The following is a 14,427-nucleotide window of genomic DNA, read 5'->3' as shown; positions in this document are numbered from 1 at the left end:
GAGATTCCTTCATTTAATAATATAAAGTATTAATCGACCGCTTTGATTTGCACGGCGATTTTGACATGCTTGGAGGGGTTGCGCAGCAGCTCCTCAAAACCATCTTCCACGATCCGCTCCAGAGGAATGCGGGCGGTGATCAGTTTTTCAACCGGAATGGTTTGCTTCTCCATCACTTCCAATATGTCACGAAGTTCATCCGTATAGGCCTGCGAGGTATACAAAACCCGCTCGCCTTCCTGGAAAATATTCATGTTGAATTGTGGCATCTTCTCAAACACACCCATCACCATCAGCTTGGCCGATTTGCGCAGCAACTCGGAAGCCGTATTCAAAGAAGACTGCACGCCCACGCATTCATACACCACATCAAAACCGGGTTTGCCGGTCAGCTTGCGGCCTTCTTCCACAGGGTTCATGTCGCGGCTGTCAACGTAATGGGTGGCCCCCACCAGGCGGGCAAGCTCTTCATTGTCTCGCCCCAGGCCAACCACCATAATCTGCTCCGCGCCGGCCTGTTTGGCGGCAAAAACGCAGGCCAGCCCAATAATGCCCGGGCCAACCACAGCCACATTCTTTCCTTTAACATCGCCCAGCAAGCGCGTGGCGTGCCAGCCGCAGGCCAACGGCTCGGCCAAAACGGCCTGCTCCAGGCTCACACTATCCGGCACGCGGAAAAGTTGGTAAGCCGGCAGCACCATGTACTCGGCAAACGCACCATCGCGGCCAATACCGTTGAACGCCAGATTCTCGCACAGGTTCACGCGCCCGCTCTTGCACAGATCGCACTCCCCGCAGTAGATATTACCGCTGGCCGTGATGCGGTCACCCACCTGCCAGCCGCTAACGCCTTCGCCCAGGGCCACAATCACACCCGAAAGCTCATGCCCCAGGGTAATCGGCGCCATCTGCCCGGTGATGCGGTGCGGCTTTTCCATCGGAATCCACACCGGGCCGGTGTATTCGTGCCGGTCGGTGCCGCAAATGCCCGCCCAGGCCACCCGCACGCGCACAAAACCGGCGGGCACCTCTGGCACGGGAATCTCTTCCACGCGAACATCCTTAAATCCGTAATAACGCGCTGCTTTCATCGCTGTTTACTCCTCATTCACCCAATAAGAGCTCGTACACTGCCCGCACCGAACGGCTGCCAGAAGCGCGGTTCTCTTCAATCAGGCGGTCAAAATTCGGCTGGTTGACCAGATTTTGCATTTTGGAAACAAAATGAATGGACGTCTGGCAGGCTTCAATGGGATCATCACGGTACGGGTAAAGGTCCAGCGACAGCCACCCGGCATAGTTCAGTTTCTTCAACCAGTAAAGCAGTTCCACATACTGCAAAAAGTGCACGCTGCCCACCGGCATATCATCATCCGACCAGGAGTAATTGTCGTTAAGATGGATGTGGAAGAGGCGCTTTTCGGCCAGCAGCACGGCAGCAATTTCCGCCGGATTCTCGCGCGCGTTGATGGCGTGGCCCACGTCCAGAGTAATACCCACATTGGCCTTGCCGGTCGCCTGCGCCAGCGCCAGGGCCTTACCGCCCGAGTTGATGTAGCAAGCCATCTTCGGTTCGCTGGTTTTATATTCCAGGCCCAGGGTTACATCGGAGCGGTGATTGGCAGCCTCGCGCACGCCTTCCACCAGCCGCTGCCAGGCGGCCGCGTAATCATCTTGAAACACATAATCAAAACCATCTTGCCCCAACCACAGGCTCACGTTGGATACCCCAAACTCTGCCGCCATATCCATCGCCGCGCGCGTCAGGCTGATGGCCTTTTCGCGCCGCCGCGGATCGGGTGAGGCAAATGAGCCGCTCTGCCACTCTTTGTCGCATACCAGCTCCACACCCATGCCGCACAGCGACAGACCGTATTGGTTGATCAATGCTCGAAATTTGTGCGCTGTGTCTGCATTCACATCATTCGGAAAGGTAACTTCGATCCCCGAAATCCCTTTCAGGGTCGAAACTTTTGCAATGCGCTCTTCCAGGGTTAAATACGGTTTATAACCATCGCTCACATAGCGCTCGCTGCCCATTCCAAACGTCCAAACACCAACTCCCAAACCCTTCATCATAAATCTCCTTTTTATGCTAACCAACCCTTAATTGCGATTTCCGCCCGCCTGTCCCAGATAAATTTCTTCCAGGTTTTCGCGTTCCAGCAGTTCTTGGGCGTTGCCTTCCGCCTCAACCAGGCCGGTGGTCATCATATAACCGCGGTGGGCAATCGAAAGGGCTTTGTAAGCGTTTTGCTCCACAATTAAAATTGTTGCGCCCTGCTCGCGGTTGATGGTGGTTAAGATCTCAAAAATCTGGTTGACAATGATCGGCGCCAGGCCCAGAGAAGGCTCATCCAGCATCATAATTTTCGGCTTGGCCATCAGGCCGCGCCCCAGCGCCAGCATCTGCTGTTCGCCGCCCGAGAGCAAACCGCCATACTGCTTCTTGCGCTCTTCCAGACGTGGGAAATAGTGATATACCATTTCGAGATCTTTTTGAATTTGCTGATGATCGTTGCGTAAGAAACAGCCAATCATCAGGTTTTCATACACCGTCAGGTTGGGAATGATCTGCCGGCCTTCGGGCACATGCACAATCCCGGCTTCCACCACGCGGTACGGCACGCGCGGGGTGGGCACGCCTTCCAGCAAAATTTCTCCGGCTGTAGGTTTCACCACCGCCGAAATAGCCTTAAGTAATGTCGATTTACCTGCGCCGTTAGACCCCAGCACGGCCACAATTTCGCCCTGCTCCACACGCAGAGAAACGCCGCGCAAAGCGCGAATACCACCGTAACTGGCCTCGAGTTGATTGATCGTGAGCATGCTCATGCTTATTCCTCCTCGCCCAGGTAGGCTTCGATCACGCACGGTTCAGCGATCACCTGTTCTGGCGTTCCCTGGCAAATGGTTTGTCCAAAATTAAGCACAGTGATCGAGTCGCACAGCTTTACCACCACATCCATGTGATGTTCAATCAAGAAGATGGTCAGGTCAAATTTGCGGTGCAGATCAAAAATAAAATTGCACAAATCTTCCGACTCGTCCGCGTTCATACCAGCAGCCGGTTCATCCAACAGCAACAGTTTAGGGTGGATGGCCAAAGCGCGCGCAATCTCCAGACGGCGCTGGTGCCCGTAAGGCAACCCACCCGCGATGCGGTTGGTAATATCCTGCAGGCCTACCATCTCCAAAAGCTGCATGGCATGCTCGCGCACCGCTTTTTCCGTCTTTTTGAAGCTGCCCAGGTGGGTCATCTCGCTGAAAATCGAGTAGTTGCAGTCTTGGTGGCTGGCAATGATCACATTATCCAACACAGACAGGTTGGTAAACAGGCGGATATTCTGGAATGTGCGGGCAATTCCGGCCAGGGCAATCTGGTAGGGTTTTTTACCCACAATATTGTTTCCCATAAACTCCACCGACCCGCCAGAGGGCTGGTAAATACCGGTAATGATATTGAAGATGGTGGTCTTTCCGGCGCCGTTGGGGCCAATCAGGCCCACAATTTTATTTTTCTCAATATCCAGACTGAAATCGCGCGTGGCAACCACACCACCGAAATTCTTCTGAAGGTCTGTGATTTTCAAAATCGTTTCTGTCATGAGGAAGCCTCCTCGCTGGAATGAACCGCCTTACGGGTAAAGCGGTCTTTCAGCCAGTAATAGATGCCGCGCGCGGAAAATTCTTTGTAACCCATCAGGCCGCTCGGCCGCAGGGTGATGATCAGCACTACCGCCAGACCGTAGGCCAGCATGCGGTATTCTGCCGCGGCGCGCGCCAGCTCGGGCAGCAGGGTCAGCAGCGTGGTCGCAACGATGGAACCCGTCAGCGAGCCCAGGCCACCGATCACCACCGTGATGGTCATCTCTGTGGACTTGACCATGTTGAACATTACCGGCACGATAAAGGTGAAGTAATGCGCGAAGAGTACACCCGCCCAGGCCGCGAACATGGCGCTGATCACAAAGGCCATGTTCTTGTACTTGGCCGTGTCAATTCCAATCGCGTCTGCCGCGATTTCCTGCTCGCGGATGGCCATAAAATTGCGTCCCATTTTCGAGTGCAGCAGGTTCCAGGCGATGAAAATGGCCACTGCGACCGAAACCAAAATCACCAACAGGTCGGTTTTATACGGAATGCCCGAATAACCACGCGCGCCGCCGGTAACGCTCTGCAAGTTTTCAATAATTACGCGCACGCTTTCACCGAACCCCAGAGTGGCAATCAAGAAGTAGTCGCCTTTCAACCCCAAGGTGATCTTTCCCAATAAAAAGGCGATGAACCCCGCCACCAGCATGCCGCCTAAAATGGAGACAACCAGCGGTGTGTGCAGCTTGGTGGAAAGGATCGCGCCGGTATAAGCGCCAATCGCCATAAAGCCGCCGTTCCCAAACGAGAACAGCCGCGTGAAACCAGTCAGGATCGACACACCAATTACGGCGATAATGTTGATCCCAACTAAAATGATCAATCCTTCATAATATCCAGCCATAACAGAACCCCATTCTTCCGTGGTATTGGCCTGCTTAGGCCTTATCCTGAATATCTTTGCCAAACAACCCGGTCGGGCGAATGACAAGCACAGCAACCAGCAGCGTAAAGGTGAACAGGTCTCTCAAACCAGCGCTCACATACCCTGCCACAAACACTTCCATCAGACCAATAAACAAAGCGCCAACAATTGCGCCGGGGACGCTCCCCAAACCGCCGAACACCGAGGCAATAAAGGCTTTCAAAGCAAAGTTACCCAACTGGGGGTAAACCGTATATTTCATGCCCAGAAACACGCCCGAAAGACCCGCCAGCGAACCGGCCAGCAGGAATACCAGGCTGATGTATTTGTCTACATTAATACCCAACAAGGAGGCCACCTGCATATTAGCCGCGGCCGCTTTGACTGCCAAACCGAACTTGGTCCGTTCAATCAAATAATACAGAATGATAATGACGATAACCGCGCCCAAGAATGAGATCAAGTCCAACAGTCCAACATACACGCCGCCAATTTCAATTGCTTTGACCGGTAAAATTTGCGGATACGTCTTGAATTTAGAACCAATCGTCACCAAAACAAAATTCTGTAACGCCACCGAAAGACCCATGGCCGCGATCATCAGGAACATGGTTGGCGAATTATTCTTGCGAATTTTCCGGTACGCTACCCGCTCGCTAATCACCGAGAGCAGACCAGCCCCAAGCAACGCCAGAATTAATGCGGCCCACCACGGCAGGTGCAGAGAAGCGACGAAGAAAAAACCCAGGTATGCGCCGACCATGGCGATATCGCCATGCGCCCAGTTGGAAAAGCCGAGCAGGGAGTAAATCAGCGCGTAGCCGGTCGCCATCAGCGCATAAATACTGCCGACTGAGATGCCATTGACTATTTGTTGCCAGATCATAAGTTGGTTACTCCGTGGAAATTAGGTCGGGGGGGCAGCACAGCCCCCCCGAACCGATTAGCTTAACAATCGTTGGCTATTTGAAGTCGCCGTACCAGACGCGCTCGCCGTTCGTGAAGGTGTACACAGAGGCGGGTTTGGCGGGGTTGTGGGTCGCCGGATCCACAGCCATCGAGCCCATCAGGCCGTCGAACTGGGTGGTGTTTTCCAGAGCGGCTCGCAGCGCTTCGGGGGAAACTTCACCAGCGCGCTCCAGAGCGTCTTTGATCCAGTACAGACCGTCGTGGCCGAACAGAGCTTCGGTCTCAGGAACCAGGTTGTCGTACTCAGCCATGTAGGCATCGTAGTAGGGTTTGGTTACGGGGTTGGCAAAGGAAGGCTGCGAGGTGTAGAAGCTGCCTTCGATCGCGGGGCCGGCCATGGTGATCAGCTCAGGAGAGTCCCAGCCGTCGCCACCCAGCATCGGGGCGGTGATGCCCAATTCGCGAGCCTGGTTGGCAATCAGAGCCACGTCTTTGTAGATCCACGGGACCATGATCACGTCGGGTTTGGCTTCGGCAATCACAGAGAGCTGTGAGCGGAAGTCATTGTCACCAGAGTGGGCTTCCACTTTCGCGACCACGGTGCCGCCATTCTTCACAAATTGTTCTTCAAAGTATTGAGCAAGACCGGTCGAGTAGTCCGATCCGATGTCATAGATCACGCCAGCGGTCTTGGCGCCCAGTTCATTGGAAGCCAGATTGGCCAGAACCTGACCCTGGAAGGGATCGATGAAGCCGATGCGGAAGCTGTAAGGATGCAGGTTGCCGTTCTCATCAACGGTTACTTTGGGGTTCGAAGCAGCGGTGGCGATGAGCGGAACTTTCAGTTCATCGGCAATGGGGGCCATGGCAATGTTGCAGCTCGAGAAGTTGGTGCCGATCACAGCCAACACCTTCTCTTCGGTTACCAGGCGGCGGAAAGCGTTCACCGAGTCGGTGGGGTCGCCGCGGCCGTCCAAACCAACAACTTCCACTTTCTTGCCCAGGATGCCGCCAGCTTCGTTGATTTCTTTAGCGGTCAGCAGCATACCATTCAAGCCAGCCTGACCCCACACAGCGGTCTCGCCAGACAGGGCGCCGACATAACCGATTTTGATCACGTCTTCATCGGCCTTGGGGGCGCAGGCGCCCAACAACATGGAAGACACCAACATCACAACAAACAACACGGAAACAAGCTTAGTCTTTTTCATATTTCTCCTCTAATCATGGGTACACATTGGGTTTCTGAATGAAACTTGCAATCAGCTAATTTTCAATCGCCTCAGATAATTCTGCGCCTCCTTTCACAGGTCGCTTCGAGGAATGGATCATGCTAGGTCCAATACTAACCGGCGCGCGGTTTCTTCATCGGTTACAAGAGAATTGATATATTTTCCGCGCACAGCCCCCAAGATGGCATCATACTTCTGTGTACCCCCTGCTACGCCTACCACCCGCTCCAGCTTGCGGATGACATCCAGTTCTACACCAATAATCCGCTGGTCAATTTCTGACAGAAGGCGGCGTCCTTGAATATCGAAGAAGCGCAGGCCAATATCGCCCACCGCGCCCCGTTTAATCAACGGATCAACCTCCTGCCAGGAAATGATATCTTCATTGCGCATCAGCAGCGCGTCTTTGCGGAAAGAACCGATCCCCACAAAGGCCACCTTTACCTCGGCGCCCAGTGAAAGCGCGGAGCTGACATGCTTGTTCTTGCGCATGGCCTCGCACATTTCCACGGTGTCCACAATGCCGGGCGCGGGCATCACCGCCAGCTTGGCATTTAAGGTCTGCGCTACGCGGCGGGCAATATCGCCGGCATGCGCGTCCGAAAACGGATCGCCCATCCCACCCACCATTTGTACAATCAACATCTGCCGCAGTTTAATCGGAGAAATCTGGTCAGCCATTACCGAGAGGGTGTTTCCCCAGGTAAAGCCCACAATATCGCCGTCCTGAACAATCCGCTCAAAATACTGCGCTGCCGCCGCGCCCAACTCCTGGCTGACCATCATGGAATCATCCGGGCGGCTCACCCGCACAACCACGCTGTCCAGCAAGCCGGCTTTCATCTCCAGTTCGCGCTCCAGGTCTTCAAAGCCATTGGGCAGCGAGCTGACAATGATCTGCACCACACCTTCGGCCCGCGCTTCAGTTAATAAACGCGAAACTTTCGGACGCGAAATGCGCATTTTTTGCGCAATTTTTTCTTGCGTCATTCCGTCTTCATAATAGAGTTTGGCAACTTTTTCGAGAAGGATGGCGTTCATAAACCTCAATGACTCACAAACAGGGCGTGAACAGTTGTTCAGTACTGCACATTTATAACATTATAGCAACAAGTTGTTAACCAGTCAATAACAATTTCTGATTCTCATATCCTTTTAACGAAATCCGCAATTTTGTTCAGATGTGGATTTTTTACATAATTTTTACCTTTATTATCTCATTATACCCACAATAATGCTCAAATCACCCAGGATTTCGTGGTTTTTTTCACCATTCAACCCGATCGTTACCCCTGCCTGCTCAAAATTGAAAACTTAAAGAAAATTGACAAACTGTTAACATCGATTTATAATGTTTTTTGAAAAGAACAATTGTACAGAATAATGAACAATTGATCACACCTTATCAATAACCAAACAGGACAAGAGCTGATGAAAGAGATGATGCGAGCGGCAGTATATTATAACAACTCAGATATTCGGATCGAAGAAATGCCGATCCCTGAGATTGGCCCCGACGAAGTGCTGGTCAAAACCATCGCCAGTGGCATTTGCGGCGGCGAATTGATGGAGTGGTATCACGCTCCCCGCGCCCCCAAAGTGATGGGCCACGAACCCGCTGGAATTATTGTTGACAAGGGTTCGCAGGTGAAGAACTTTAACGTTGGTGACCGCGTATTCGTCAACCACTATGTTTCATGCGGCACCTGCCGCCAGTGTCTGCGCGGACGATTCACCCTCTGCGAGCACCTCAAAGAATCCAAACTGTTCCCCGGCACCACCTGCGAGTACTTCCGCGTGCCCAGCCGCCAGCTCAATCGCGACACCCTGATCATTCCCGATAACGTTACTTTTGCCGAAGCCACCGTCTGCGAGCCGTGGGGCTGCGTGCTGGGCGGCCTGAAAGTAACCGAAATCCTGCCCGGCGACACCGTGCTTGTCATCGGCGCGGGCTTTATGGGCATGGGTTTCCTGCACATGGCTCCCCTCTTCGGCGCGGGCAAAGTGATTTCAATGGATCTCTCCGATTGGCGGTTGAACAAGTCGCTCAGCATGGGCGCCACCCACACCATCAACCCCAAAACCGAAAACCCCGAAGAGAAACTGCGCGACATCAACGGCGGCTACCTGGCCGATGTGGTCATCGTCACCGTTCCCACCGTGCAGCTCTATTCGCAGGGCCACAACCTGGTGGAACGCGGCGGCTTTTTGCACCTCGGCGCGCCCACCATGCCCGAACCGCTCTGGACGATCAACCCGCAGCGCCAGTACTTCACCGAGATGAAAGTCTCGGCCAAATACTCCGCCGACCACAACGACACCAGCCAGATCATGAAGTGGCTGGCCGCCGGGCGCATCGATGCCAAGGCAGCCATCACCCACCGCTGCGAACTGGACGACACCTTCTCCGCCTTCCGCATGATGTTGGATGCCGGCGAATCGCTGAAGACTGTTGTCTACCCGCACGGTATTGACCAGGAAATTCAACCCGTCTCCAAAAAAATAGGGACTGATTCATGAACCTGCCGAAGAATTCTTCAACCGGGAACATTCCCCTCGAAGAATTGCGCCTCATTACCCGCGCGGCCTGGCTGTATTACATCCAAGGCCTGACGCAGACCGAAGTTGCCGACGAGCTGAACTGCTCGCGCATCAAGGTAACCCGGCTCATTTCGCGCGCCAAAAGTCTGGGCATTGTCGACATTCGCATCAACCAGCCCCCCGGTTTCTTTGTAGACCTGGAGCACCAGTTAATTTCTCAGTACAATCTGCGCGACGCGGTAGTAACCCTGGATGTGCCCAACGGCGAGCCGCTGCGTCGCGCGCTGGCGCGCGCCGCGGTGGAATGGCTAACCCCCAACTTGAACGGCGAGCGCGTGGTGGGAATTTCAATGGGCCGCACCCTGGCCCACTTCCCCGAGATGATTGAGCCTGGCCAAAAAACCGGCACCACCTTCATCGAAGTCATGGGCGCGTCCGATTCGGTCAACAGCGGATTCAGCTCGTATGCCGTCATCAGCCGCATGGCCCAGCTCTACGGCGGCCAGGCGCGCCTGCTGGATGTGCCCACCTTCGTCTCCAATCAATCTATCCGTGACCTGCTCATGGGCGAAAAACAAATTGCCGAACGCTTTGAGATTGCGCGCTCCTGCGACATTCTCATGACCAGCGTGGGCACCGTGGATGAAGACGCCCTGCTGCACCAGATTGGCTATATTTCCGAAGAAATTCTCCAACAGCTCCAAAAACAAAAAGCGGTCGGAGACCTGTTAGGGCACTTCATCGACCAGAAAGGCCGCCCCGTACCCAGCCCTTTGGATGGCCGCCTGATGGCCGTGCAACTGGAAGATCTGAAACGCATCCCGTACAGCGTACTGGTCTCCGGCGGGCAAAACAAGATTCAGGCGATGAAAGCCGCCCTGTTGGGCAATTATGTCAACGTATTAATCACCGATGTAACCACCGCACAGAAATTACTCGCACAGAGTTAATCATCTTATCTCGCATAAGGAGAGTGAAAATGAGTTCAGCAGTCCACCACTTTAATGGCACCGACACCGAGTTCAATTGGGAAGGCGCGGTTCCCAAACAAATTCCCGCCGATGATACCGCCAAATATGCCACCGGCAAGGTAGTGATTGGCGGGCAAGACGGCGCCGAAAACTTTGTCTTCCGCTATTTCTGCGTGCAGCCGGGCGGCAATTCCACCATGCCCGACCAGCACGTTCACGACCACGGCATTTACTTCCTGCACGGGAAAGGCGAAGTAACCCTCAATGGCGTGGTATACCCGGTGCAGGCGCGCGATATGGTTTACATCGCCCCCAATGACGTGCACGGCATTATCAACACCGGCGACGAACCCCTGGGATTCATCTGCGTTATTCCCGCCAAAGAGCGCCTGCAAGAATACCTTAAACTGACCGGAAAATCAGCTTAAGCGCAGCTTCTCATCCACCGACATTTCTTTCCAGATGGAGCGAGCGCGTTCCCCCGCATCGCTCCATCTGGCTGTACCCAACCCCCCTCTCAGGAGCAATTTAATGGCTAAGACGATTAAAGTAATGGATGCCAACGAGGCGACTGCCCATACCGCGTACCGCATCAGCGAGGTCATCGCCATCTACCCTATCACTCCCTCCTCAGGCATGGGCGAGCTTTCAGATGCCTGGTCGGCAGAAGGCCGTAAGAACATCTACGGCACGGTGCCCTCGGTAGCCGAAATGCAGGCCGAAGGCGGCGCGGCTGGCGCGGTGCATGGCGCGGTGCAAACCGGCGCGCTCACCACCACCTTCACCGCTTCGCAGGGTCTGCTATTGATGATCCCCAATATGTACAAAATTGCCGCCGAGCTTTCTTCAATGGTTATGCACGTTTCGGCGCGCGCGCTCTCTTATCAGGCTATTTCCATTTACGGCGACCATTCAGACGTGATGGCCACCCGCGCTACCGGCTTTGGCCTGATGGCTTCCAGTTCGGTGCAAGAGTCTCACGACCTGGCGCTCATCTCCACCGCCGCGGCGCTGCGCAGCCGCATTCCCTTTGTGCATTTCTTTGACGGCTTCCGCACCTCGCATGAAGTCAACAAGATCGAATACCTGGACGATGACACCCTGCGCGCCCTGATCCGCGATGAAGACGTAATCGCCCACCGTGCGCGCGGCCTGAACCCCGAAAAACCTTTCATCCGCGGCACCCTGCAAAACTACGACGTTTACTTCCAGGGGCGCGAAGCCGCCAATCGCTATTACGCTGCCTGCCCGGGCGTGGTAGCCGAGGTGATGGCTGAATTTGCCCAACTCACCGGCCGCGTTTACCAGCCCTTCACTTATTTCGGCGCCCCCGACGCCGAGCGTGTGGTAATTTTAATGGGCAGCGGCGCTGAAACGGCCGCCGAGACGGTGAAATACCTGGCAGCGCGCGGCGAAAAGGTCGGCGCGGTGCAGGTTACCCTTTACCGTCCCTTCTCCATGAAACACCTGCTGGCCGTGCTGCCTGCCAGCGTGCAGCGCATCGCTGTCCTCGACCGCACCAAAGAATCCGGCGCGATGGGCGAACCGCTCTACCAGGATGTGGTCGCCGGCCTGACCAACGCCCTCACCAACGGCGAAATCGACAGCATGCCGCTGGTGGTTGGCGGGCGCTTCGGCCTCTCCAGCAAAGAGTTCACCCCCGCCATGGTCAAAGGCGTGCTGGATGCCCTCAACGCTGAAACCCTCAAAAACTCTTTCACCATCGGCATTGAAGACGACGTTACCTTCACCAGCCTGCCCTACGACCCAACCTTCAACATCCAATCCGAGAAAACACATCGCTGCATCTTCTTTGGCCTGGGTGCCGACGGCACCGTGGGCGCCAACAAAAACTCAATTAAGATCATCGGTGAAGGCACCGACAACTACGCCCAGGGCTACTTTGAGTACGACTCCAAGAAATCCGGCTCGATCACCGTTTCGCACCTGCGCTTTGGTCCCGACCCCATCCGCGCGCCCTACCTGATCGAAAAGAACACTGCCGACTTTGTGGCCTGCCACCAGTTCTTCTTCCTTGAGACCTATGACGTGCTCAAATACGCCCAACCCGGCGCCACCTTCCTGCTCAACAGTTACTACGGCCCGGAAGAAGTGTGGGATCACCTGCCCCAGGAAGTGCAGCAGACCATCATCGACAAGCGTCTCAAGTTTTATGTGATTGACGCTTACAAAGTGGCTCAGGAAACCGGCATGGGCCAGCGCATGAACACCATCCTGCAAACCTGTTTCTTCGGCATCAGCAACGTGCTGCCGCGTGAAGAGGCCATCCAACGCATTAAAACCAGCATCGAAAAGACTTACGGCAAGCGCGGGCGCGCCGTGGTGGAACAGAACTTCAACGCCGTTGACCGCGCCCTGGAAAACCTGTACGAGGTCAAGGTTCCCGCCCAGGTCACCAGTCAGATTCACCTGCGCCCGGCGATGAGCGCCAACGCCCCCGCCTATGTAACCGACGTGCTGGGCAAAATTGCCGCCCGCCAGGGCGACGACCTGCCCGTCTCGGCCATGAGCGTGGACGGCACTTACCCCTCGGCCACCAGCCAGTACGAAAAACGCAACATCGCCCTCACCATCCCCGCCTGGGACAGCGACCTGTGCATCCAGTGCGGCAAATGCTCGCTGGTTTGCCCGCACGCCGCCATCCGCCAGAAGGTCTACGCCGCTGATGCCCTGCAAAACGCCCCGGTGACCTTCAAGCACACCCCGGCCAAATTCAAGCTGATCGAGGGTGGCGAGTTCACCATCCAGGTCGCCCCCGAAGACTGCACCGGCTGCGGCCTGTGCGTGGAAGCCTGCCCGGCCAAAGACAAAACCAACCCGGCGCGCAAAGCCCTGGAGATGGTGTCGCAGCCCGAAATTCGCGAGCAGGAAGCCGCCAACTGGAACTTCTTCCTCAGCCTGCCTGAGATCGACCGCGGCAAGCTCAACCTGAATCTGGTGCGCGACTCGCAGTTCATGCGCCCGCTGTTCGAGTTCTCCGGTGCCTGCGCCGGCTGCGGCGAGACGCCCTACGTCAAGCTACTCTCTCAGCTCTTTGGCGACCGCGCCCTTATCGCCAACGCCACCGGCTGCTCCTCGGTCTACGGCGGCTCACTGCCCACCACCCCGTGGGCGATCAACGCCGACGGCCGTGGCCCGGCCTGGTCCAACTCCCTGTTTGAAGATAACGCCGAATTTGGCTTTGGCTTTATGCTCACCGCCGAAAAACAGGCCGAACAGGCCCGCGAGCTGGTGAAAGAACTGCGCGAGACCATCGGCGCGCAGCTGGCCGACGCCATTCTGGACGCCGACCAGAGCAGTGAGAGCGGCATTCAGGCCCAGCGCGCCCGCGTGGCCGAGTTGAAAGCCCTCTGCGCTGCCGACGGAAATCGCCGCCTGACGCTGCTCGGTTCTATCGCCGACTACCTGATCAAGAAATCGGTATGGATCATGGGCGGTGACGGCTGGGCGTACGACATCGGCTACGGCGGTCTCGACCATGTGCTCGCCTCTGGCCGCAACGTCAACGTGCTGGTACTGGATACGGAAGTCTACTCCAACACCGGCGGTCAGTCCTCCAAAGCCACCCCCACCGGCGCGGTGGCCAAGTTCGCCGCCAACGGCAAGCCGATCTCCAAGAAAGACTTGGCCATGATCGCCATGACCTACGGTTATGTGTATGTGGCGCGCGTCGCCCTGGGCGCCAACGACCGCCACACCCTCAAGGTCTTCCAGGAAGCCGAATCCTACAACGGCCCCTCGCTGATCATCGCCTACAGCCACTGTATCGCCCACGGCATTCCCATGCACAAAGGCCTCGAACAACAAAAACTGGCCGTCGAATCGGGCGTATGGCCGCTGTACCGCTTTGATCCGCGCCTGGCCGCCGAAGGCAAGAATCCGCTGCAGATCGACTCAAAAGAGCCGTCCATCCCCGTATCGGAATACGCCTACAACGAGACCCGCTACCGCATGCTGGTCAACCGCGACGAAGAACGCGCCCAGATGCTGATGCAATCGGCGCAGCATCAGGTGGAAGAGAAGTGGAAGCTGCTCAAACGCTCGGCCGGCGTTGAATAAGCCGCGCCTTTCCTGAAGCACACTCTTAAAAGAGCCGCCCGTTTTGGGCGGTTCTTTTCTGTCACTGTTATCACTGGCCATAGTGCGCCCGCGCTGCATGCTTTTCATCACTTTTCAGCTATAATGAATGAGGATAAAATATCCAAAATTCAAGCGGAACTGAACAGAAATCACA

General features: G+C 55.7%; 12 protein-coding genes. 4 read left to right on the top strand and 8 right to left on the bottom strand.

Features of this window, described 5'->3' with window-relative positions:
* Window positions 1-29: 29 nt before the first annotated feature.
* The 8 genes from ADN00_RS14530 to ADN00_RS14495 all read right to left on the bottom strand — a co-directional run bounded on the left by ADN00_RS14530 (window position 30) and on the right by ADN00_RS14495 (window position 7,701).
* Window positions 30-1,091, bottom strand: a complete 1,062-nt coding sequence (locus ADN00_RS14530) for a 2,3-butanediol dehydrogenase (RefSeq protein ID WP_075063723.1) — start codon at window positions 1,089-1,091, stop codon at window positions 30-32.
* A 13-nt stretch (window positions 1,092-1,104) separates the two neighbouring features.
* Window positions 1,105-2,079 (bottom strand): sugar phosphate isomerase/epimerase family protein, encoded by a 975-nt coding sequence (locus ADN00_RS14525; RefSeq protein WP_075063722.1) that lies wholly within the window; start codon window positions 2,077-2,079, stop codon window positions 1,105-1,107.
* A 27-nt stretch (window positions 2,080-2,106) separates the two neighbouring features.
* On the bottom strand, window positions 2,107-2,829 hold the full coding sequence (locus ADN00_RS14520) for an ABC transporter ATP-binding protein (protein ID WP_075063747.1): 723 nt from the start codon (window positions 2,827-2,829) through the stop codon (window positions 2,107-2,109).
* Between the two features lie 8 nt (window positions 2,830-2,837).
* A complete protein-coding gene (locus ADN00_RS14515; protein ID WP_075063721.1) occupies window positions 2,838-3,608 on the bottom strand; it encodes an ABC transporter ATP-binding protein in 771 nt (256 codons plus the stop codon).
* Window positions 3,605-4,498, bottom strand: coding sequence for a branched-chain amino acid ABC transporter permease (locus tag ADN00_RS14510; RefSeq protein ID WP_075063720.1), 894 nt, complete (start codon window positions 4,496-4,498; stop codon window positions 3,605-3,607). The genes ADN00_RS14515 and ADN00_RS14510 overlap by 4 nt, the downstream gene beginning before the upstream one ends.
* Window positions 4,499-4,532: 34 nt before the next feature.
* On the bottom strand, window positions 4,533-5,405 hold the full coding sequence (locus ADN00_RS14505) for a branched-chain amino acid ABC transporter permease (RefSeq protein WP_075063719.1): 873 nt from the start codon (window positions 5,403-5,405) through the stop codon (window positions 4,533-4,535).
* 76 nt (window positions 5,406-5,481) lie between these two features.
* Window positions 5,482-6,639: an ABC transporter substrate-binding protein gene (locus ADN00_RS14500; protein WP_075063718.1), complete on the bottom strand. Its 1,158-nt coding sequence runs from the start codon at window positions 6,637-6,639 to the stop codon at window positions 5,482-5,484.
* Between the two features lie 117 nt (window positions 6,640-6,756).
* The gene (locus ADN00_RS14495) at window positions 6,757-7,701 is read right to left on the bottom strand and encodes a sugar-binding transcriptional regulator (protein ID WP_075063717.1); all 945 of its coding nucleotides are present in this window, start codon (window positions 7,699-7,701) and stop codon (window positions 6,757-6,759) included.
* 390 nt (window positions 7,702-8,091) lie between these two features.
* On the opposite strand from ADN00_RS14495, the gene ADN00_RS14490 reads away from it, so the two are divergent.
* From ADN00_RS14490 to nifJ, 4 genes are all read left to right on the top strand, one after another.
* Window positions 8,092-9,180, top strand: coding sequence for an alcohol dehydrogenase catalytic domain-containing protein (locus ADN00_RS14490; RefSeq protein WP_082390163.1), 1,089 nt, complete (start codon window positions 8,092-8,094; stop codon window positions 9,178-9,180).
* Window positions 9,177-10,151: a sugar-binding transcriptional regulator gene (locus ADN00_RS14485; protein WP_075063716.1), complete on the top strand. Its 975-nt coding sequence runs from the start codon at window positions 9,177-9,179 to the stop codon at window positions 10,149-10,151. The genes ADN00_RS14490 and ADN00_RS14485 overlap by 4 nt, the downstream gene beginning before the upstream one ends.
* Window positions 10,152-10,180: 29 nt before the next feature.
* Window positions 10,181-10,600, top strand: coding sequence for a cupin domain-containing protein (locus ADN00_RS14480; protein WP_082390162.1), 420 nt, complete (start codon window positions 10,181-10,183; stop codon window positions 10,598-10,600).
* A gap of 103 nt (window positions 10,601-10,703) precedes the next feature.
* Window positions 10,704-14,252: a pyruvate:ferredoxin (flavodoxin) oxidoreductase gene (gene nifJ / locus ADN00_RS14475; protein WP_075063715.1), complete on the top strand. Its 3,549-nt coding sequence runs from the start codon at window positions 10,704-10,706 to the stop codon at window positions 14,250-14,252.
* Window positions 14,253-14,427: the final 175 nt, after the last annotated feature.

The sequence above is a fragment of the Ornatilinea apprima genome (assembly GCF_001306115.1).
GTDB lineage: Bacteria > Chloroflexota > Anaerolineae > Anaerolineales > Anaerolineaceae > Ornatilinea > Ornatilinea apprima.
Note: the sequence above shows the minus strand (reverse complement) of the source record. Positions and strands in the feature narration are given on the sequence as shown.

Excerpts from the sequence above, each read along its gene's own strand:
- ADN00_RS14510 (WP_075063720.1), bottom strand. The coding sequence starts at position 4,498 with ATGGCTGGATATTATGAAGGATTGATCATTTTAGTTGGGATCAACATT.
- ADN00_RS14525 (WP_075063722.1), bottom strand. The coding sequence starts at position 2,079 with ATGATGAAGGGTTTGGGAGTTGGTGTTTGGACGTTTGGAATGGGCAGC.
- nifJ (WP_075063715.1), top strand. The coding sequence starts at position 10,704 with ATGGCTAAGACGATTAAAGTAATGGATGCCAACGAGGCGACTGCCCAT.
- ADN00_RS14480 (WP_082390162.1), top strand. The coding sequence starts at position 10,181 with ATGAGTTCAGCAGTCCACCACTTTAATGGCACCGACACCGAGTTCAAT.
- ADN00_RS14485 (WP_075063716.1), top strand. The coding sequence starts at position 9,177 with ATGAACCTGCCGAAGAATTCTTCAACCGGGAACATTCCCCTCGAAGAA.
- ADN00_RS14490 (WP_082390163.1), top strand. The coding sequence starts at position 8,092 with ATGAAAGAGATGATGCGAGCGGCAGTATATTATAACAACTCAGATATT.
- ADN00_RS14515 (WP_075063721.1), bottom strand. The coding sequence starts at position 3,608 with ATGACAGAAACGATTTTGAAAATCACAGACCTTCAGAAGAATTTCGGT.
- ADN00_RS14520 (WP_075063747.1), bottom strand. The coding sequence starts at position 2,829 with ATGCTCACGATCAATCAACTCGAGGCCAGTTACGGTGGTATTCGCGCT.
- ADN00_RS14505 (WP_075063719.1), bottom strand. The coding sequence starts at position 5,405 with ATGATCTGGCAACAAATAGTCAATGGCATCTCAGTCGGCAGTATTTAT.
- ADN00_RS14495 (WP_075063717.1), bottom strand. The coding sequence starts at position 7,701 with ATGAACGCCATCCTTCTCGAAAAAGTTGCCAAACTCTATTATGAAGAC.
- ADN00_RS14500 (WP_075063718.1), bottom strand. The coding sequence starts at position 6,639 with ATGAAAAAGACTAAGCTTGTTTCCGTGTTGTTTGTTGTGATGTTGGTG.
- ADN00_RS14530 (WP_075063723.1), bottom strand. The coding sequence starts at position 1,091 with ATGAAAGCAGCGCGTTATTACGGATTTAAGGATGTTCGCGTGGAAGAG.